17 protein-coding genes are annotated in these 20961 nt (G+C 71.3%); 1 reads left to right on the top strand and 16 read right to left on the bottom strand.

Annotated features, from left to right (window positions below):
• Together ACYVK7_RS22875 and ACYVK7_RS22870 are read right to left on the bottom strand one after the other, a co-directional pair.
• The coding region (locus ACYVK7_RS22875; protein WP_460889040.1) for a WXG100 family type VII secretion target at positions 1-206 on the bottom strand (206 nt) is incomplete at its 3' end.
• Between the two features lie 121 nt (positions 207-327).
• Entirely contained in the window at positions 328-1059 is a 732-nt protein-coding gene (locus ACYVK7_RS22870; RefSeq protein WP_460890021.1) for a hypothetical protein, read from the bottom strand.
• A 163-nt stretch (positions 1060-1222) separates the two neighbouring features.
• On the opposite strand from ACYVK7_RS22870, the gene ACYVK7_RS22865 reads away from it, so the two are divergent.
• The gene (locus tag ACYVK7_RS22865) at positions 1223-1480 is read left to right on the top strand and encodes a hypothetical protein (RefSeq protein ID WP_460890020.1); all 258 of its coding nucleotides are present in this window, start codon (positions 1223-1225) and stop codon (positions 1478-1480) included.
• Positions 1481-1488: 8 nt separating this feature from the next.
• On the opposite strand, the gene ACYVK7_RS22860 is transcribed toward ACYVK7_RS22865, so the two are convergent.
• From ACYVK7_RS22860 to ACYVK7_RS22795, 14 genes are all read right to left on the bottom strand, one after another.
• A complete protein-coding gene (locus tag ACYVK7_RS22860; RefSeq protein ID WP_460890019.1) occupies positions 1489-2106 on the bottom strand; it encodes a hypothetical protein in 618 nt (205 codons plus the stop codon).
• Positions 2103-2588, bottom strand: coding sequence for a hypothetical protein (locus ACYVK7_RS22855; RefSeq protein WP_460890018.1), 486 nt, complete (start codon positions 2586-2588; stop codon positions 2103-2105). Before ACYVK7_RS22855 ends, ACYVK7_RS22860 begins: the two co-directional genes overlap by 4 nt.
• Positions 2589-2742: 154 nt before the next feature.
• Positions 2743-4149 carry a hypothetical protein gene (locus ACYVK7_RS22850; RefSeq protein WP_460890017.1) on the bottom strand — a complete coding sequence of 469 codons (1407 nt, stop codon included), beginning with the start codon at positions 4147-4149 and terminating at the stop codon, positions 2743-2745.
• Between the two features lie 9 nt (positions 4150-4158).
• Entirely contained in the window at positions 4159-4431 is a 273-nt protein-coding gene (locus tag ACYVK7_RS22845; protein WP_460890016.1) for a hypothetical protein, read from the bottom strand.
• Positions 4432-4585: 154 nt separating this feature from the next.
• Positions 4586-9064, bottom strand: coding sequence for an FtsK/SpoIIIE domain-containing protein (locus tag ACYVK7_RS22840; RefSeq protein ID WP_460890015.1), 4479 nt, complete (start codon positions 9062-9064; stop codon positions 4586-4588).
• A 13-nt stretch (positions 9065-9077) separates the two neighbouring features.
• Positions 9078-9329, bottom strand: coding sequence for a hypothetical protein (locus ACYVK7_RS22835; RefSeq protein WP_460890014.1), 252 nt, complete (start codon positions 9327-9329; stop codon positions 9078-9080).
• Entirely contained in the window at positions 9326-10042 is a 717-nt protein-coding gene (locus tag ACYVK7_RS22830) for a hypothetical protein (RefSeq protein ID WP_460890013.1), read from the bottom strand. The genes ACYVK7_RS22835 and ACYVK7_RS22830 overlap by 4 nt, the downstream gene beginning before the upstream one ends.
• Positions 10043-10108: 66 nt before the next feature.
• The gene (locus ACYVK7_RS22825) at positions 10109-11740 is read right to left on the bottom strand and encodes a serine/threonine protein kinase (RefSeq protein ID WP_460890012.1); all 1632 of its coding nucleotides are present in this window, start codon (positions 11738-11740) and stop codon (positions 10109-10111) included.
• 58 nt (positions 11741-11798) lie between these two features.
• Entirely contained in the window at positions 11799-13595 is a 1797-nt protein-coding gene (locus tag ACYVK7_RS22820; protein ID WP_460890011.1) for an FHA domain-containing protein, read from the bottom strand.
• A gap of 94 nt (positions 13596-13689) precedes the next feature.
• Positions 13690-14496: a PP2C family protein-serine/threonine phosphatase gene (locus ACYVK7_RS22815; protein WP_460890010.1), complete on the bottom strand. Its 807-nt coding sequence runs from the start codon at positions 14494-14496 to the stop codon at positions 13690-13692.
• A complete protein-coding gene (locus tag ACYVK7_RS22810) occupies positions 14493-16100 on the bottom strand; it encodes an RDD family protein (RefSeq protein ID WP_460890009.1) in 1608 nt (535 codons plus the stop codon). The genes ACYVK7_RS22815 and ACYVK7_RS22810 overlap by 4 nt, the downstream gene beginning before the upstream one ends.
• Entirely contained in the window at positions 16097-18565 is a 2469-nt protein-coding gene (locus ACYVK7_RS22805; protein ID WP_460890008.1) for a transglutaminase family protein, read from the bottom strand. The genes ACYVK7_RS22810 and ACYVK7_RS22805 overlap by 4 nt, the downstream gene beginning before the upstream one ends.
• On the bottom strand, positions 18562-19905 hold the full coding sequence (locus ACYVK7_RS22800) for a DUF58 domain-containing protein (RefSeq protein WP_460890007.1): 1344 nt from the start codon (positions 19903-19905) through the stop codon (positions 18562-18564). Before ACYVK7_RS22800 ends, ACYVK7_RS22805 begins: the two co-directional genes overlap by 4 nt.
• Positions 19902-20876 carry an AAA family ATPase gene (locus ACYVK7_RS22795; protein WP_460890006.1) on the bottom strand — a complete coding sequence of 325 codons (975 nt, stop codon included), beginning with the start codon at positions 20874-20876 and terminating at the stop codon, positions 19902-19904. Before ACYVK7_RS22795 ends, ACYVK7_RS22800 begins: the two co-directional genes overlap by 4 nt.
• Positions 20877-20961 lie beyond the last annotated feature (85 nt).

Here is a 20961-nt window from a genome sequence, read left to right as displayed (position 1 = left end):
TCGATGGCCTGCTTGGCACCCGTGGTGAACTCCTCGTAGGACTGCTGGAACTTGCCCGAGGCCTGGTCCGTCTGGAAACCAGAGGCCACCAGGTTGTTCACCTGCGAGGACAGGTTCTGCAGCGTGTCCATGATCTGCTGCTGACCGTTACGCAGCTGACCCGCGGTACCCCGAAGCTCCTCGTAGGTCACATTCATGTTCGCCATGAGTAATCCCCTTCTCGATCTGATCCCGGCCGGCCCCCACGGCCGATCCGACTGACCACGACAGTACTGGGACCTGGATGGGGCGTCGATGGGGAGCGGTACCCATCACGAGCAGCACGAACTACCTGGACGGTCCCGACGTGTCCTTGGCCGGCGACGTCTGCCGCCACGCGATCCGTAGCGCCCACGCGTACGACCACACGATCAGGCCCGTGCCGAGCACGCCGCACACGACGTTCGTCGCCTCGGAGACGTCCGCCGCGATCGCGGGGAAGAGCAGCAGCCAGCCGACTCCCGCGGGGAGCATCGCAAGGAACCACGGTCCCGACGCCTGCCACCCGGCCACGTAGAAGCGCATCAGGAATCGAGTGAGGGTGGTGTTGCGTACGGGCTGCAACGAGAGCGCGACGTCTGTCGCGGTCGGCGGCCCGATCACGCTGCCGCGTACACCGCTCGCCGTGAACGAAAGCTTCTCGTGGCGGTACGCGGGGTTCAGCGAGCGTGCCACGTACACGAACGAGAGCAACGCAAGGGGCCAGCTGCAGTTCGGCAGCCACCACAGCACCACCGGGCCCGCGATGACCGCGAGGAGTGGGGCCGCGAGGAACACCATGCCGATGAACGCCCCGACCGACGCCGTAGCCGGCTCGGTGAACTCCGCGACGGTGAGGTTCCCCGCGATCACACCGAACGCCAGGATGCCCCAGCCCAGGGCGACGACGAGCGCCCAGATCGCCAGCCAGGTCAGGCCCACCAGCAGGTACCCGAACGGCCTCAGCGCCACCCTCCACGGACGCGGCGAGACCCCCTTCGGCGCGGCTCCACGCCGCTCGCCAGCAACGATGTCCTCCATGACGTCCTCTCGACAGCGTCCACGTCCGGCTTGGCCTCAGGCGCCCGCCGCATCGCCGCGACGCACCCGGCCGGAGCGCCAGATGCTAGTTCGCCTGTCGTCATCCACATAGCTGCCCATAGGGTGTGTACCAGACCGCCTCTGTCCAGGAGAGAGCAGGAACATGAGCGACTACCGCGAGCACCGGCCAGAACTTGAGAACCTCGACTCCGGCACCAAGCGGAGCCTGCAGCCGATTCCCGTCGTCGTCGGGTTCAGCGTCGTCGTCCTCTTCGTCGCCGGCATCCTCAGCGGTGCGGCCCCCGACCTGTTCCAGAGCGCTGGTGGCTGGGTCACCGCCATCATCGTGGTCGTCGTCGCCGTCATCATCGGCAGCCTGCTGACCGTCAGGCGCATGAACGCCCACAACCGGCAGAGCTGACCCGCCTTCTACTCCGGCTCGTCCGCGTCCAAGAAAGTGATCGAGTCGACGATCTCGTCGAAGAGCATCGCGAACGGCTCGGCCGACGGGATGTTCGGGACGTTGACGCGGATCACGAGCAGCTTCGACTGCTCGTCCGGGTAGGGCATGTAGTAGACGAGCCGCATCGTGAGGATCTCGATACCGTCCTCGCTCGTCTTGCCCTGCGCCATCTCGGCCACCCGCGCGACCGGCCCGTACTTCTGAGTCGCGACCTCGCCGTCCGGAATGGCGCGGAGGGCACCTTCGATGTCCCCCTCGTCCGCGAGCTGACGCGCTGACTCGGGCCACTCGGCGTCATACATCATGATGGCGGCCGGAAACGGCACGGATGGCGCCAGCTCCAACGACATCAGATAGGTGTGCACACCGGCCTCGGCCGCTTGCCTCGCCGTCATGACGAGCTCCTGCACGGCCTCACGGCGCACTCGCGCGAGACGGTCCGCGGGACCTACCTGCTGCCTGACGAGGCGCTTCACGAAGGCGACCGACCGTGCGGGGTCGTCGACAGGGATATCCACCCAGGTCCCCGGGACGATGATGCGGATGTCTCGCCCGAACTCCCTGGCGAGCGGCTGCGCGGTCATGACCCACCCACTTCGACGGTGAGCCCAGCGAGCAGGTCGACGATCTGCTGCGGCATGTCGTCGAACGAGCCCACGCTTCGAGCGATAGCCGTGACCTCGACCATGTCCGGGGTCCCCTCGGGGAAGACACCCGCGACGACCCTCTCCTCGAGCACGGCAGAGCTACCTTCACCGAGCTCACCAGGATGCGCGATCATGGCATGCAGACCGGTGACGGACCCGATCGCCGTCGTGCCCTCGATCGCCTCCGCATAGGCGAAGTCATGCGTCTCGGAGGCTTCGACAACTTCCTTCAGCTCCGCCGCGTAGCCGTCCGGCGAGACATCCCGCTGCGCACCGACGGTGAGCATCGCGTCGACCACCCCGTTCTCCGGGTGACGCACGAGGAACGCCGTTCGGAGACCTGCGATCGCCGCGTCCTGAACGACTCGCACGACGCCGTCGAGCTGCTCGGCGAGGACCTCGACAGCGTCCTCCGTCATGGCGTCCAGGTCCCCTGCCGCCGGACCGGCAACCAGCTCGACAGCCGTCGACCTGGCCCATTCGTGAGGGTCGGTCAACTCCTTCGGAACCAGATGCCAGGCCTCGGGAAAACCTAGGTCGAACCTCACGATGTGCGGCACCGCGCCTCCTGTCTCAGCCGAATAGGCCCTTGCCGATGTTGATGCTGTTGCCCATCAGGGTGCCGTAGGAACCGCCTGCACCGCTCGTGACGGCAGAGCTTCCGCTGCTGGCCACGCCCCAGCCGTCGCCGCCGCTGATGCCGGTACCGAGGCCGGCCGCGATCTGCCCCATCTTCGCGGCGTTGTGCGTGACCGAGCCCGTGATCGCGATCGCCTGGGCAGCGCTCGTCAAGCCGTCGAGCTGGACGCCCGTCTGACTGAAGAACTTCGTCATGTCCATCACGTCGTCGTTCCCGAGCGCGAACCGCATTCCGCCATCCTTGTACGGGATAGGGAACTTCGCACCACGCCAGGTGGAAAAGGCCTCGCCATAGGTACCACGCTGCGCCATCCGCCAGATCTCGCCGTCCGTGGCGTTGCGGACGAACGGAGACTTGAGGGTGTCGAGGGCACGCGTGCTCAGCTTCGTGCCACTCGCCTCGACCAGCTCGCTGACGGTCGCGATCTTGCGCGCCTCCGTGATCCCCCTGACATTCCGGGTCTGCGTGATCGCGCGTGCCTTGGCGTACTTGCCCAGGGCGCCGAGCGCCTTTCCGCCGAACAGGCCCATCACGCCCATCCCTATGCCGAACAGCGCACCCCAGGAGAAACCTTCGTTCGCCATTTTGACGATTCCCTCGATGATCGCGATGATCGAGCCGATCGCGGCCATGACGAGGAGTATCTGCCCCAGGATCGGGACCCACGAGAGGAAGATCGCCAGGATTCCGGCGATGTCGCAGGCCATCTTGACCCACTTGCCGACCGACTCCCAGACCTCGCCGACGCCGTCCCAGAAGCCGTCCTCGAGCCCGTTGACCTTGTCGCCCGACACGACCTCCTCGATCTGGGAGATCGCGGTGCTCGCCGCCGAGTTCTTGTCGCCGTGCCCGCTGTTCCACTCGGCCTCGGCCTGGGTGATCTGGCTCTGGAGGTCGTTGACGGCGTTGTTCGCGTTCGTCTGGGCACGCTGCGCGTCGGACTTGTCCGCGTCGCTCGCGTCCTTCGGCAGGTCGTCCACGCCACTCTCGGCGCTCGACGCCGTGGCCTGTGCCGTCTCGAGGTCGGCGCGGAGCGTCCGGAGCCTGGCTGCGGCGGGGTCGGCCTCGTTCTTGGCCGCGCGCAAGGACGCGCCGTACGCCGTCAGTGCCTCACCGGTGTAGGAGTAGCGCTCACGCGCCTTCTCGATGTCCTCACGCACCTCGCCGGCCAGCTTGCGCGTCTTGTCCATCGACTTCGCCGTCGTGTTGGTGTCGTCGACGATCTGCTGCAGAGAGGAGACGGACCGAGCGATCGCCTCGGCCAGCTCGGTGTACCTGCGGCCCTTGGCCTCGACGGTGTTGGGCTCGCCCTCGAGCTCCTGCCACTGTGTGTCGCTCATCGGTCTCTCCTACTTCGCAGCCGCGTCTTCGAGGGCCTTCGCGAGCCCGGTGTCGACCTCGTCGAACGCTTCCGCGATCTGCGAGATGATCCCGGACAGCTTCTTGACGTTCTCGAGCATCTCGCCGCGCTTGATCTCCCACTTGTCGGCGAACTCGTTCACGCGGTCGCGCAGCTCGTCGTGGCCGGTAGCGTCAGCGACCCCCTGCGCGTTCCCGTCGGCGTTCTCGAGCTCGCTGGTGATCGACTTGAGATCTTCACTCAGCGTCAGAAGCTGATTCATGTCGATCGAGAGATCGTAGCCAGCCATCGTCCCCCTGCTTTCTCCGGTCAGTTTCTCACCTGAGCAGAACCGTACCGGCGACCGTCACGGGGCGACCATGGGGAGCACTCCCCATGGCCGCCCCGCGAGCATTCCGGTCAGGACCCCCGGGCGATCAGCCCTCGGCCCCGAGCACGAACGGTACCTGCACCCGGACGTTCTTGCCGCGTGCGATCCAGGCGCCGCGTCCGGGCGGGAACTCGCCCTTCGCGGCCCGCGGGAGCCCGGTCTTGAGGATCATGTCGCCGTCCATGTTCTCCGGCTGCAGCAGCAGGCCACGGCGACCGCTCTTGACCTCCGACAGCAGTGGCCAGGTAGCGCCCCACGAACCCGTCTCGGCCTCGGCCACCAGCAGGTGGTCCGACTTCTTGATCGCCTTGGTGAGGTCCTGGATCGCCTTGTCGGCGGGCGTCTGCAGGTAGTCGTTGATCCCCTCGATGATGACGACGACGCCGGGTGCGGTGTCCTCGTCCTGCACTGCCGCGAGCAGGTCCTTCGCCATGTCGGCGACCTTGTCCGGCCCCACGGCGACGTCCTCCCACGTGACCTCGCCCGCGATGGGCGAACGCGGCTGCGCGAACAGGTAGAGGCGCGCGTTCGGGTTCGCACGCTGGACCGCCTGCGCGATGTGCACCAGGGCGTTCGAGCGGCCGGACGCGGGAGGGCCACCCACCAGCAGCGTGCCCGTCGGGTCGAAGGGCAGCGGCTGCAGGGCGATGTTGTCCAGGCCGAGCACCGGCTGGCCCTCGACCGAGGGGGGCAGCTCCCGCGAGGAGTACTCCCCGGGCAGCACCCGGACCGAGGGCGCCGGGCGCACGCCGGCCCGACGCATCGACTCCGCGAGCCGGTCGGTCGCGGCCGCCTGCTCCTGGACCGACTTCGTCCCGCCGACCACCGCGACCTGGACCTCCAGGGAGTCGACGACGGCGCGCCCGGCGGGCGACGTCGCCGTGACGATGTCCCGCGGCGCGTTGAACGCGAGGTAGCCGTCGTCGGTCATGCGCAGCAGGATGTTGCGCTGCACCAGCGACCGCACGTAGGTGGGCACCGCGCCCGACCGGTCGGCCGTGAAGACGACGTGGATGCCGAGCCCACGGCCGTCGTTCAGGATGTCGCGGAACGCCTCGAACCACTCGGCCCGGCCCGCACCCACCTCGTACTCGTCGCGGAAGTTCGCGAAACCGTCCACCAGCAGCAGGATGCGCGGCACGTCCTGGCGGCCGGTGACCTGCCGGTACTCCGTGACGCTCGCGGCGTTCACGGACGCGAACGCGTCACCGCGGCGCACCAGCTCGTCACGCAGCATCCGCATCACGCCGACCACGCGCTCCGTGTCGTCGCCCTTGGCGATCGTGCCCACGTGCGGCAGCGCCTCCAGCATGCGCAGCGCGCCGGCCGCGAAGTCGAGGCCGTACACGTGGACGGGGCCGCCGCGCGGGGTGATGCCCGCGACCGCGGCGAGCGTGCGCAGCGCCGTCGACTTGCCGGAGCCACCGGTGCCGTAGACGCCGAGGTGGCCGTCCTGGTCCGGGTGGAAGTACTGCGGCGCCTGGGCCTGGTGCTCCGGGATGTCGGCGACGCCGATGAGGAGCTCGGTGTCCGTGCGCTGGTACAGGCGGGTCAGGTCGTAGACGTCGGCGAGCGAGTCGAGCCACGGACGGCGCGGGACGGGCAGACGACCGCGCTCGAACGCCTCCTGGACCCGGGCGACGAGCCGCTGCTGGTCGTTGGGGCCGAGGTCCTTCTCCTCGACCGACACGTCCGACTCGACGACCGGCTCCTCCCACTTCTCCTCCCGGCCGAAGTGCAGGCGCGCGACCTCCACCTTGGCGCGCTCGGGCGCCCGCGTGCTCCACGCGCCGGCGTAGCCGGACTGGAAGGCCTGCACGCGGCCCGGCCCGGTCTTGACGAGCCCGCGACCGGGGATCGACGGGTCCACGTACGCGGCGTCCTTCACGTCGACGACGTCGGAGGAGTCCGACTCGTCGGCCATCCTCAGGGCCACGCGCATGTTGGTGTTGGCGCGCAGGTTGTCCTTGATGACACCGGCCGGGCGCTGGGTGGCCATGATCAGGTGGATACCGAGCGATCGGCCACGCTGGGCGACGTCGACGACGCCGTCCACGAACTCGGGCACGTCGCCCACCAGGGCGGCGAACTCGTCGATCACGATGACGAGGGCCGGCGGGGTCTCCGGGTCCCCGCGCTTCTCCAGCTCGAGCAGGTCCTTCGCCTTCTTGCGGTTGAAGAGGTGCTCGCGCCAGTGCAGCTCGGCCCGCAGGCTCGTGATGGCCCGCAGCACCAGGTGCGGCGACAGGTCGGTCACCAGGCCCACGCAGTGCGGCAGCTGGACGCAGTCCGCGAACGCCGAACCGCCCTTGTAGTCGACGAACAGGAACGTCACGCGGTCCGGGCTGTACTCGGCGGCCATGCCGAGCACCCAGGCCTGGAGGAACTCCGACTTACCCGCACCGGTGGTACCGCCGACCAGCGCGTGCGGGCCCTGGGTCCGCAGGTCGAGGTGCTGGGCGTCCACACCGGCCGAGCCGACGATCGCACGCAGCGTGCCGGGACGCTTGCGCTGCACGCCCTGGCCCGTGCGGTCGTAGACCGACAGGTTCTGGCGCCAGCGCTCCATGACCGCGTCGGGGCTCTCGAACAGGTCGTGACCCAGCAGCGCCGGCATCGTGATGGAGCGGGGCAGGTCGGAGGCGTCCTCGACGATGGCGCCCGCGTCGAACACCGGGGCCAGCCGGCGCCCGTACTCCAGCGCCGTCTTGCCGTCCACCTCCTCGAGCACGATGTCGTCGACCCAGCGGCCGAGCCGCACCATGCCGACGCGCGGACCCTGCTGGCCGACCTCGACGAAGGTGCGGCACGCCGCGGGCAGGCCCGACGTGTCGGCGGAGATCCACAGGGGGTAGACGCCGGCGTCGGCCCCCATCTCGGCGAGCTGGATCAGCCGGGCGCGGTCCACGTCGATGTCGTCCGAGATCACGACGACCACCGCGGGGACGGGCGACTTGGTGCCCGTGTCCGCCATGCTCCGGTCACCGACGTCGCTGCCGCGCTCCAGCGCTGCCTTGTCCTCGCCGATCGCGCCACGGCGCTGGCCGCCCCGTACCGCCTTCAGGCGGGTGGAGATCAGCTCTTCGAGCTGCGCCAGCAGACGCTGGGCACCGGAGGCGGAGTCCGCGAGGTGGTGGCCCTCGACCGGGCTGTGGGCCGAGGAGGTGTGCGGGATCCAGGTGAGCCACTGCAGGTGCTGCGTCCACACCGGGCTCACGATGCTGGTCACGACGAGCTCCGACGGCGAGTGCAGGCCCGTGAGCTGCAGCAGCACGGCGTTGAGCGAGCCGATCACCCGCGCGGGCGGGCCCGCGAAACCGAGCGCACCCGCGTCGTACAGGTTCTCCACGACGGGCACGCCGTCGACGTCCTTGTGCTGGTCGACCAGGGTGTCGAGCAGCTCCTGGTACTCCTTGATCAGGTGGCCCTTGCCGGCGGTCTTCACCGTGTTGCGCGACGGCATGGTGCCGAGCCCGAAGCGCACGTTGAGGAAGCTCCAGTGCTCCGGACGGCGCGTCCACAGCAGGGGCCCGTGCCGCATCGCCTCCACGTAGACGTGCTGCGTGGCGGGCGCCTCACGGAGGCGGACCGAACGCTCGGTCTCCTTCTCCTCCTTGAGGACCTCGCGCAGCGAGGCGAGCTTCTCGTCGAACCGGGCGACGTCGCGCTCCAGGCGCTTCTTCGCCTGCCTGCCCTGGGTCACGTAGTTGCCGATCATCATGATCGGGGCCATCGCCACGAACAGCAGGGAGGCGGGCCGCTCGGTGATCATGAACATCGCGCCGCCCATGAGGACCGGCGCCAGCAGGGCGAGGAACGGGAACTCCCGGGGCTCGGTCTCCTTGGGAGCCTCGGGAGAGTCGAACTCCTCACCGTTGTACCGCGCCTCGACGCGGGGCGAACGGGTGAACGAGACCGGGCCGGCCTTGGGCGTCACGCCGGTGATCGTGGCGGGCCTGCGTGTCTCGATCGTGACGGCCGTGTCACCGAGCACCACCCGCTGCGAGCCCTCGATGCGCAGGCGCTGCACGTGCTCGCCGTCCACGAGGATGCCGTTCGCGGAACCGAGGTCGACGACCTCGACCTCGTCCGACACGTCGAGCCGCAGGTGCTTCTTCGACACCATCGAGTCGTCGACGACGACGTCGCACTCCTGCGAGCGGCCCAGCACCCACGAACCCTCCGTGAGCTCCACGGTGCCGGCGCCCTCGATCCGGACCGCCGCACGCACGGCGTCGGAGCCCGGGTAGTCGAAGCCGGGCATGGCCTGCTCCACCGAGGCCACGAAGGCCCCCGAGCCGATCCACGCCTCACCGAGCGCCGCGTCCGCGGGCAGGCGGACCGGCCGGTCCTGGCCCGGGAGCTGCGCCTCCAGCGTGCGGGACCTGCCCGGGGCGCCGGGCGCCGACGGGTCCACCCGGGCGATCGTGTCGGCGATCTCGCCGATCCGAGCACCGGCGTCGGCCGTCACCACGACGTCGTCGTGGCTACCGTCCGAACGTACGAGCGTCACCTTGACGCGCATGAATCCTCCCCCGTCACTTCTTCTTGTCCCGGCGGCCGCCGATGACGGCGCCCACCACCCCGCCGACCACGGCGCCACCGGCCGCGACCAGCCACGTCGATCCCGTCATGAGCACGCGCCCGAGAGCGCGCCACGGGTCCAGGAAGTCGCCGGTACCGGTGCCCGTGAACAGGACCGTCCCGAAGACCACGATCACCCAGGCGATCAGTCCGCCGCCGATGGCTCCCGCCACCACGAGCTCCGGTGTGCTCCGCAGGTTGCTCATGCGGTCGCCCCCTTCTCGGCCTCCGCCTCGTCCAGCAGCGGAAGGTCGGCCTGGGTCACCAGGCGCGATGCCACCGCGTACTCGACGAGCCGCGCGCGCCGGTTGGTCGCGAGCGCACCCGGGCCGCCGCGCAGCCCCTTCACGCCGATGCGGTCGAGCTTCTCGCACACGTTGTCGAGCTTGCGGTTGAAGCGCGTGCTCGCCCAGCCGAGCCGGCGGGCGGCCGAGGCCGACGAGGGGATCTCGCTCAGCCCCGTGCCCTCGCGCCGCAGCATGGGCTCGGCGAGCGACACGATGAGCTGCTTCTGGCTCTTGGTGAAGCTGATCGCGCCGATCGTGGTGGCACCGGAGTCGTCATCGTCCTCGGACCGGATCTCGTGGTACGGCGCGTTGTCGAGCTGAGCGGTGATCTCGTACGTCGTCGGCCCGGCCGTGAACACGATCGACGTCGTCGGGAACACCATGGGCAGGCGGTTGCCCGGCGGGAGCCAGGACTGCACGCCGCCGCCGGCGTCGCACACGGTCGCGGAGATGAGCGAGCCCACGTTGGACAGCCACCAGATGCCGTCCTCGTGTGCGATGCGCAGGAAGCGACGGTGCAGGTACGGGTTGTCGTCGATCGCGAGGTCACCCTCGCGGCCGATGTCGAAGGCCGCGCCCTCCTCGGACGGCCGAAACCACTCGCCGGCGAACTCGATCGCAAGGCCGTTCATCCACTCACCTCCCCGTGTGCGGTCCGAGCAGGTGCGCTCGGAGCTACGTCGTCGGTCCGGCTCTGGTCAGCCCTGCGGGCTGACGCAGCTGTCCTGGGCGTTCTCCTGCGGCTTCGACGGCTTGCCCGACCGCACCACCACGATCTCGACGCAGGTCTCACCCTTCAGCGGCACCGTCACGGACGTACCGCTCGGCACCGGTTGGAACACGGGGTCGCCCGTCAGCTCCAGCACGCGGTACGCGTAGGAGTCACCCTCCTCCACGGACTTGGGCGGCGTCCACGAATACACCGCCTCGTTGCCCTTGACCTCCACCGTGACGTCCCGGACCGGCGGCACATACCCACCGGCCGGAGCCGGGGGCACGACGGCGGAGGTCGTGGCCGTCTGCTCACCCTCCGGGTCGCCGCCGCCGTCCTGGGTCAGCGCCCACGCCGACACCCCGACGACCGCGACGACCACCACGCTGACCACCAGCGCGAGGAGGCCGCGGCGCGGCTGCTCCTCCTGCTCGGCGTCCTGGTCGGGCGCCGGCGCGGCGGGCGCGAGCTGCCCGACGGCGCCAGGGGTCGCCCGGGTGCCCTGCGTCGCCGGGTCGGCTGAGCTGCGGTACACCGTGTCGTCCGACGGCGCGGTGGTCGGCGCGGGCGCCGCGGGCGCGTAGGCGCCGCTCGCGGCGGCCTGCACCGCGCCGCCGGGACCGAAGCCGTTCGCACCCGGACCGAACGCGCTCGGGCCGGCGGCGCTCGCGCCGGCCGGGTCGATGGTGACCACCTGGCGCAGCCGGGTTCCGTCGGCCTCCGCCTCGTCCTCCTGCATCGCGCCGGACTCGTCCAGCAGGTCGATGGGGGTGACGTCGCGGGACAGCTCGACCTGGACCTTCTGCAGCTCGCGCGCGAAGGCCAGCACCGTCGGGTACCGCGAGGACGGCAGCTTCGACATCGCGATGCGCAGCACACGCTCCAGCGACGGCGTGACGTCGCTGCGGCTCACGGGAGGCAGCTCGTCCTGCTCGATGCGGCGCACCAGGTCCGCCGAGGTGTTGGACCCGCCGGGCGTCTCGAACGGGGTACGCCCGGCCAGCAGCGTGTAGCAGGTGGCGGCCAGCGCCCACACGTCCGTCGCGATACCCGACATCGGCGGGTCGCCGAACGACTCCGGCGGCGACCACGGGATCGACATGCCCTCCGCGGCGGCGGCCTCGTCGACCGTGGACGAGATGCCGAAGTCCGTCAGGGCCGGGTGGCCGAACTGCGTCACCAGGATGTTCGAGGGCTTGAGGTCACGGTGGAGGATGCCGAGCCGGTGCGCCGTCTCCACGGCGCCCGCGATCTGGATGGTGATGCGCAGGGCCTCCGCCACCGAGAACCGCTCCGAGCGGTAGCGCGCACCGAGGTTCGGGCGTGAGCAGTACTCCATGGCCAGGTACGGGCGGCCGTCGTTGGCGACACCCGCCTCGTACATCGTGACGATCGACGGGTGGTTGCCGAGCGTGGCCATCAGGTCCGCCTCGGCGTCGAACGCCGCGCGCTGCGTCTCGCTCGACCACTCCTTGAGCAGCACCTTCACCGCGACCTGCCGACGGGGTCGCTGCTGCTCGTACAGGAACACGTCCGAGAAACCACCCGAGCCGATGAGCTTGCGGTACTCGAAGCCCTCGATCTCGGGTGGCGGGGACGGCTTCCTCTTGCTGCTCACACTGCTCCTTCGTCGGTGGTCGAGCCTGTCTCTGCGCTGGTCCGGCCTGTCCGGGCCGTCACCAGATGCCCTCGAACGTGAGGGTCACGCCGTCACCCAGGTCCACGACGTCACCGTCGGACACGAGCTCCTTCTCGTTCGGGTGCAGACGCCGTGGCGGCTGGCCCGGACGCAGCAGCGTGGTCCCGTTCGTGGTGGCCAGGTCCGACACGAGCACGTGCCAGTCCTCGAGCGAGACCTCGGTGTGGGACCGCGAGATGTCCTGCTGCGGACTGGACACCGTCACGAGACGCGGCATCTGGTCGGCCGACGTGTTGTTGGTGCGGGGCCGGCGGCCCACGATCACCGGACGGTCCAGCTCGACCACCTGACCGCCACGGATCCCCGCCGCCCCTGACGTGGCGGCACCCGAGCTCACGACCATGCGCCCCAGCGACGGGCGCGTCGCCAGCTCGGCCTCGGCGGACAGCGCGCTGCCGCACTCCCGGCAGTTCTCGCGGGCGGTCGGGTTGGCATGGCCGTTCTCGCACGTCACCGCAAGGATCTTGGGCGCGTTCGGGTTGGCCGGCGCGGAGAACTTCGGGGCGGACGGCGCGGACGCCGCGGCCCTGAGGTCGGCGATCGCCGACGACATCACGGTGTGACCGTCGTGGTCGTCGTCGTCCGCCCCGGCCTCCGTCTCCGCTTCCGCGCCGACTGCGGCCGCGCGGTGCGCGGCCGCGGGCGTGGCGCCCGACCACCCGGGCACGCCGGAGATCGGTACACCGGAGATCATGTCGTCCGCGCCGGATGCCGACGGCTCCGGCAGCGCGGGGGCCGGGACGGGAGGCGCTGGGGCCGGCGGGGGCGGCGGTGCCGACGGGACGGCGCCCGACACGGGGGCCGGCTCGTCCTCTTCCTCCTCGGCGCTCTCCGGCCGCACGGCGGCCGCCTCGACACCGTGGGCGACCGTGGCGCCCCACAGGTGCATGTAGTCGTCCTCGTCCGGGGCCTCGTCCGCAGGTGCCTCCGGCTCGGGCGCCGGCGTCTCGCCGCCGTTGTCCTCGTCGGGCGCGATGGTCTCTTCGGACGCCGGGACCATGGTGACGGTGCCCATCGGGGCGACGGTCTCGGAACCGGGCTCGACGAGCGCCTCGGCGGCCGAGCCGCCGGTCGCGACCGGGGCCTCGGAGGTCGCGCCCTGGGTCTCGACGGAGTCGACCAGCAGCGCCTCCGAGTCGTCCGGCACGGGGGCCTGGCTCCGCGGCGCCGAGGTCTCGACGGGCGGCGGCGGGACGGGGTGGGCCGACGGCGCGGAGTCCACGAGCGGCGCAGGCTCCGCCGGCGACGAGACCTGTTCCGCCGGCTCGACCACCTGGTGGCGCACCACCCCGGCCAGGACCACGCCCGACTCGACGGGCAGGCCGTCCGCGAAGCTGCCGAAACCCGACACCCCCGTCGCCACCTCGACGGCGGTGACGCCCTCGACCACACGCTCGGTCCACGAGATGACGCCCGCGCCGGACACGGTCTGCGACTCCTCACCCGTCTCGATCGTGACGGTCAGCCCGTCCCCGCGTGCGACGACGTGCGCGCTCGCCGGCTCGCCGGTACCTGCTCCCGTGAGCACCACCACCGCGAACGGCGGGACACCCTTGAGGCCACCCACCGCGGACGCCGTCAGCGCGCCGAGAACCTCCGCCACCCCCGCGCCGGGCGCGGCCAGATCGGCCCAGAGGCCGGCCGCCGGCTCGTTCTCGTCAACCCCGGTGCCCTCCCCTGGCAGCACGACGACGGCGTCGCCGCGCACGATGACGCGGGCCTTCCCCGTCGTGTACCGGATCCCGGTTCGCTGTCCAGCGTCCGAGGTGCTCATGGTCGCCTCCTAGGTGTGTTGCCCTGCTCGTGTCCCGCCCCTGCCACAGTCCTGCTGTCAGACTCTATTGACCGCTCCGGCGGTCCCGCTCGGCTCAGTCACGTGGCACGGTGTCCTCGTCCGCGAACCCTCCGCGCGGCGAGGTGCTCGTACCCGCTGTCTCGTGCGCCACGCCGGTCGCGTCCACCACGATGACCGTGATGTTGTCCCGGCCACCCGCCGCGATCGCCGCCTCGACCAGCCGCCCCGCGGCCACCTGTGGATCGGGGTGGCCCAGCATGATCTCGGTGATCCGCGCGTCGTCGAGCTCCCCCGTCAGCCCGTCCGAGCAGACCAGTATCCGGTCGTGCGCGCCGATCGGGATGTACCGGAAGTCGGCCCGTGCCTCGTCCCGCCCGCCCAGCGCACGGGTGATCACGTGCCTGCGCGGGTGGTCGCGTGCCTCCTCGGCGGTCAGCGTACCGGCGTCGACCATCTCCTGTACCTCGGAGTGGTCGATGCTCACCTGGTCCAGCACCCCGCTGGAGAGCAGGTACGTGCGGGAGTCGCCCACGTTCACGAAGAGCCAGTAGGGCGCGTCGTCGAGGTAGGCGACCACGGCACCGGTGAGGGTCGTGCCCGCGCCGCGGCCCGCGCCGGCGGTGTCGATGGCCCGTACCCGTTCCTGCGCCGTCTCGAGCAGCGCCTCCACGTGGTGCGGCTCGACGCGCTCGATGTCCGACAGGGGCCGGAGCGCGTCCAGGGCGGTCGCGCTCGCGACCTCGCCCGCCGCGTGCCCGCCCATGCCGTCGGCCACGAAGAAGGCCCCGCCACCGGCGAAGTAGCCGTCCTCGTTGAGCTGCCGGCGCAGCCCTCGGTCGGAGGCAGCTCCCCAGGCGAGCGTCAGTGCCTCCTCGCTCATGCGGTCGCCTGCGGGTGCACGACGACGCGCCGGTCGCCCACGTGGATGGTGGATCCCACCGGGACCCGGACCCGGGCGCCCGGCTCGGCCACGCGTGGCGGCAGGCCCGGCGCCGAGACCACCGTGCCGTTCGTCGACCCGCGGTCTGTCAGCCACAGACCGGCCGTGTCGACACCCAGCTCCGCGTGCGTCTTGGACACGGACCGTGTCGGGTCCTCCACCTTGATCAGGATCCAGCCCGACGCGTCGGGTGCCTGCGGGTTACGACCGACGAGCGCCTTGGTGTCGACGACGTAGCGCTCGCCGCTCTCGACCTCCAGCACCACCGTCGCCACCGGCGCCGGGGTGAGCGGGCGGCTCAGGTGCGTGCGCGTCATGTCGACCGGCGCCGAGTCCCGCTGCTCCGGTTCGGGCTGCTGCACGTGGTGCACCGAAGGGGCCGGCGCGACGGGCGGCTGCTGGACGGGCGGCTGCACCGGCGCCGCGGGGGTGGCGGGCGGTGCCTGCTGCACCGGGACCTGCTCCACGGGCGGCTGCTGCACCGGCTGCTGCTGTACCGGGGCCTGCTGTATCGGGGCCTGCTGCACCGGCGGCTGTGCCGGCCGGCCCGGGTGCGGCGTGCTGCCGGACCCAGGGTGCGGCCTGCGAACCGTCGCGGGCTCCTCGTGGTCGGGCAGCGCCTCCGCGGGGCCGGCGGGCGCCTGCCCGGGGATCCCGGTGATCACGCCCGCGCCGGAACCGTTCGCCGAGGAGTCGGGAAAGTCCCAGGGGTCCTTCGCCTGCGCCGGTGCCACGGGCTGGGCCTGCTGCCCCGGAGCCTGCTGGACGGGGGCCGGGGCGCCGTTGCCGGCGCCCGTCCACACCTGGGAGGTACCCGCAGGCGCCTTCGTGGAGGCGGCCGACCTCGCGGCGGTACCCGCGACCGACCTCGTGCCGCTACCGGCCGGCGTACCGGCCGGGGCGACCGCGGGGTCGGACGCCATGAGCACCACCGCGCGGCCGAGCTTGTCGTGCCAGCCCTGGCGCTTGCCCTGGCCGTCGAACGCCGGGGAGACGAGCACCAGGATCTGGCCCACCAGGCACACCAGGGAGCCGAGCCCCACGATGAGCCAGCGCAGGAAGGCCCGGCCGAACCCGATCGGGCCGTACGCCGCGGCGTCGACCGTACGGATCTTGCAGACGAGGTTGCCGATCGTCTTGCCGGTCTTGCCCTCCCAGGCGGAGACGCCCAGCCAGTAGCCGAGCGCGAGCAGGCCGCTGATCAGCTGCGGCACCGTCATCGCCGAGGCGATGGCCTCCGGCGTCATCAGCAGGGCGCCGGTCCCGCCTGCGCTGGCGAGCCCGATCATGAGGATCACCCAGGCCACGACCCCGACCACCGCGGCGTCCAGGAGCGCGGCGAGGAAGCGGCGACCGGTTCCCGCGTACGCGACCGGTTCCGGCTGCACCGCCGAGACGCCCACCCGCGTGTGCGAGAGGGACTCGGGGACCGTGGTCCCTACATCACTTGTCTGGGTACGTGGGAACGGGCGGCCGCACACGCCGCAGTACGGGACGCTCCCGTCCTGTGTCGACCCGCATCCAGCGCAGACCACGTCCGTCATCGACTCTCCTTCGTCCGACGGGACCCGAGTCCCCCGAGTGCCGCGAGGATCCCGCGGCGTCCACCGATTCGTGCCCAGACGGAGCGGAGCGACAACGCTGCCCGCACCCTCCGTCGCGTGCCCACGGTGGAGCGTAGCCCGCCCACCAGCTCGTCCACCTCGACCCAGAACGCCTCGACCTCAGCGGGAGTCGGCTGCTCCCTGCCGAAGACCGTCGCGTCCGCGCGGTGCGCGAGCACGAGCGTCGACGGTACCTGGTGCGCCCCCGCGATGACGCCTGCGCTCTCCCGCCTGGTCGCCCCGCGGGGCACCGTGGTCCCGAGGTCGGTCACCACGTCGACCACCTCGTGCCACCCGCCGCTGACCCGGTCGGCCAGCTGCTCCGCGCTGCGGCGCAGCGCGCGGCGCCGCGCCTTGTAGGCGAGGATCGCGATGACCGGGCCGAGGACGAGCAGCAGCGGGATGCCCACCGCCAGCAGGATCACGCCGAGCAGACCCCAGTCGAAGAGGTCGTTCTCGGCCTCGTCCTTCTCGTCGTCCTCGACGCTGCCGGCCTTGGCCTTGTCCGGCTCCTCCGGCGGCTCCGGGTCCTGCAGCACCGGCGGCTTCGGAACCTCCTGGCTCTTCGGCTCCGGCTGGATCTGCGGCTTCTCCTCCGGGACGGCGTCGACGGGCACCCACCCGTGGCCCTCGAACGGCACCTCGATCCAGGCGTGCACGTCGCTGCCGAGCACCGTCCAGGGCTCGCCCTCCTCGTACGCGCTGTCCTTGTCCGGGTAGAAGCCCATGACGACCCGTGCGGGGATGCCCGCCTGGCGCGCCATGAGGGCGAGCGCGACGGCGAACTGCTCGTCGTCGCCGACCATCTTCTCCTCCTCGACGAGCGTGTCGATGCGTTCGGCCGAGTGGCCGGGCCGGGACGGCACCTCTCCGTCCAGCCCGCTCGACAGCACACCCGACGCCTGGAGGGCGTCCCGGATCAGGAACAGCTTGGTGGCCGCGTCGGTCTCCTCGCCCGTGAACTGCGTCGCCTTGGCAGGCAGCCCGGGCGGCATCGCGCTGTCCTCGGTCTCGGGCAGGTCGGCCTCGAGGATCGTGCCCTTCTTGAGGGTGTCCTCGTCGGGCTCCTCCGTCACGAGGGTGCTCAGCCGGTATGTGTCGCCCGACTTGATGCCGGCCGTGGTGAGGGCGGTCCTGGTGGTCGAGTTGTAGTAGGTCCCGTCCGTCTGCGCCTCGGCGTTCGGGCCGGTCCACTCGACACCGGTGAGGTCGCCGATCTCCGGCACCCAGACACCGTCGTAGCCGTGCACCGTGACCTCGATCGGCGTCGGCGTGCCCTCCTGCGCGGTCGCGATCTGCTCGCCCACCCGCGTGTAGACGCCGGTGTCGCCGCCGTCGCCCGACGCGTCGAAGACCACGCCGTCGTACTGGTCGAGCGTGGCGAGCCGGACGCGGCCGTCCTCGGGCAGGTCGCTGACCGTGAACAGCTCGTCCTCGCGGGCGTCCTTCGCGTAGTGCCGGAAGGCGACGAGCGGGCTGGTGAACTGATGGATGTCGAAGGGCGGCACGACCGTCTCGCGCAGGACCGTGCGGGGCTGGTCCGGCATGAGGATCGGTGCGGTGAAGCCGGCGGCCAGCGCCGCGACGCCCAGGATGACGGCGCCGGTGCGGATGCGGTACCAGCGCAGGCGGCGGGTGGCCTCCCGACTGGCCTCCGTGCTGATCGAGTGCGTACCGACGCGCGCCTCCATGACGCGAACGGCGCCCCAGAGGAGGGCCGCGATGGCGATCACGAGGCCCTGCACCACCGGCAGCGCGGCGTCGAGGGTGCCCAGCAGGATCGCGCCCACCAGACCGGCGATGACGGGAACCAGCGCCCACACCGCGTGCTTCGCGCGCCAGGAGATGGTGCCGGCGATCAGCGCGACGAGCAGCATGAGCAGGAACAGGACCACCGCGAGGTCGGGGAACGACCGCATGGGCGGCACGGTGGTGACGAACTGCTTCCAGCCCTCGACGGCGCCGAGCAGCAGCTCTCGCAGCGTGTCGAGGGTGGGCAGCACTCCGGCGACGGTCGTGTGCGGCAGCGCGAGCGCGCCGCCGAACAGGAGGTAGCCCAGCACGGCGAGCGCGGTCACGGTCACGGCCGGGAATCGGCGCCAGGCGCCCACCCAGGCCACCAGCAGGCCGACGACGGCGCCGCCGGCCGTGGGCAGCACATAACCGAGCGACCCCCAGACGGGCCCGAAGCCGACCGCGACGGCGCCGAGCATCACGCCCAGCGCCGCGACGTCGACCAGGGCGAACCAGGTCAGCGCCCGTGGGCGCTCGGCCTCCTTGCGGCGCGTGGTGCCCCGGCCCGTGCCCGTGCCGTAGCCGGTGCGCGTGCCCCGGGTGCGGGACGACGGCCGGCCGGAGCCGCCCGCTCCGACCGGGACGTTCCCGCGGGTGTTCTCGTCGCTCATCCGTCGCTCATCTTCTTCAGGGCAAGGGGAAGGTCTGCGAGCCGACCCAGGGTGAGCACCCCGAGCTCGGCGATGGCGTGCCGGCCGAGCGACGCGCCGGGCACGCACTGGATGGCCATGACCTGCACCCCTGCGGGGACGCGGGCCGACGCCGAGCGCAGCTCGGTGGGCGTCACCCGGCTGCCGATGACGAACGCGATGACCGAGAAGTCGGCGGCGGCCATGGCGGCCGACCGGGCCAGGTCCACGAGCTTCGACTTGCGGGACTCGAGCTCGATCCGCGACAGGTCGTCCATGAGGCGCGTGCGGTGGTCACCGCGCAGCGCGGCCTCGTTGACGAGCACGGTGACGCCACGGTCCTCCTTGATGGCCTGCAGGCCGAGGGAACCGCAGACGCTCACCGCGAGCTCGAACTCCTCGTCGTTCGCGTAGTCCTCCGCGCGCGTGGACAGCAGCACCGCGAGATGCGAGCGGCGGGTCTCCTCGAACTGGCGCACCATGAGCTGGCCCGTGCGCGCCGTCGTCTTCCAGTGGATGTGCCGCCGGTCGTCGCCGGGCACGTAGTCACGCAGGGCGTGGAAGTTCACGTCCGAGCTGGTGATGTCGTTGGTGACCCGGCCCTCGAGGTCCTTGAGGAAGCCGGTCGACGAGCCCGTGAGGTTCTTGACGCGCGGGTGCACGAAGACCTCCTGCTCGTTGGTCCAGGTCATCTCGCGGCGGAGCAGGCCGAGCGGGTCCGCCCGGACGGACTTGACCGGGCCCACCGTGATCACGCTGCGGCGCCGGGTGGGGATGGTGAAGATCTCCTCGTGCGACCCGCCACCGGGCAGGCGCGGGACGGGGAACGCGGCGGTGCCGGTACCCACGGGCAGCTCCATCACCGAGGGCAGCAGCGCACGGCTCGACGCGTTGCGCACGTCGAGCCGCCCGACGGCGCGGTCGCCGACCGTCACACGCGCCTGCGCGAGGTCGAGCACGACGTCGTACTTGAACCGGCCCAGCACGAACACGATGGCGCAGACGAGCGTCACGGTGAGCACGATGGCGGCGACCAGCACCTCGAGCCAGCCGAGCAGCAGCCCGGCGACCCAGGCGCCCGCCGCCGTGAGCGTGACGGCGATGCCGAACGTGCTGAACGTACGGCGCACCGGCGCCAGGACGCGGCCGACCGCCGCCGCCCGCGAACGGACGGCGGCGGTGAAGGTCACGCCCGCGCGCCGGCCGCGCAGCACCTGCGCGCGGCCGGCGGCCACCACGCCGCCGAGACCGCGCGGCTTCTCCTGACGTTTCCCGTACGCGGTGCCCGACGCTCCGCCGGACGAGATGCCCGTGGCCGTCATGCCGAGGCACGCTCCTGCGGAGCTGCGACGTCGGCCATGATCCGGGCCAGGATGACGTCGGGCCGGGAGCCCGCGAACTCGGCCTCCGGGTCCAGGACGAACCGGTGGCCCCAGACGGGCTGCGCCAGCTCCTTGATGTCGTCGGGCAGCACGTAGTTGCGGCCGTGCGCGGCCGCCCACACCTTGGCGCAGCGCACCAGGGCCAGCGCGCCACGGACCGAGACGCCCACCCGCACCTCGGCGGCGTTGCGCGTCTCCTCGCTGAGCCGGCTGACGTACTCGAGCACGGCGGTGTCGGTGTGCACGGTCATGGCCAGGTCGGCCATCTCGGTGACGGCCTTGGTCGTGATGATCGGCTGCAGCGACTTGCTGCGGTCCTTCACCGACGCACCCGACAGGATCTCCACCGTCGACGCGTGGTCCGGGTAGCCCACCGACGTCTTCATGAGGAAGCGGTCGAGCTGGGCCTCGGGCAGACGGTAGGTACCGGCCTGCTCGATCGGGTTCTGCGTGGCCAGCACCATGAACGGGCGCCCGGTCGAGTGCGCGACGCCGTCGACGGTGACGCGGCCCTCCTCCATGACCTCCAGCAGCGCCGACTGCGTCTTCGGCGAGGCGCGGTTGATCTCGTCCGCCAGCACGATCGAGTTGAAGATCGGCCCGGGGTGGAACTCGAACTTGCCGGCCTTCTGGTCGTAGATGGTCACACCGGTGACGTCGGACGGCAGCAGGTCGGGCGTGAACTGGATGCGGTTGTGCGTGCCCTGGACCGACGCGGCGATCGAGCGGGCGAGCATGGTCTTGCCCGTGCCCGGTGCGTCCTCCAGCAACAGGTGGCCCTCGGCGAGCATGCAGGTGAGCGCCAGGCGCACCACCGGTGCCTTGCCCAGGACCGCCTGGCCGACGTTACCGACGAGCCGGTCGAAGGTCTGGGCGAACCAGGCTGCCTGCTCGGGGGTCATCGTGGTCATCTCATGTTTCCCTACTGCTCGTTACTGCTCGTTCGTCGGGTGAAGTTGTGTCGATGATGGCGTGCCCGGCCGGCGGCGGCGCGGC

The sequence above is a fragment of the Promicromonospora xylanilytica genome, from assembly GCF_054782895.1.
The sequence above is the reverse complement of the archived record's forward strand: the minus strand, read 5'-3'. Positions and strand labels throughout refer to the sequence as shown.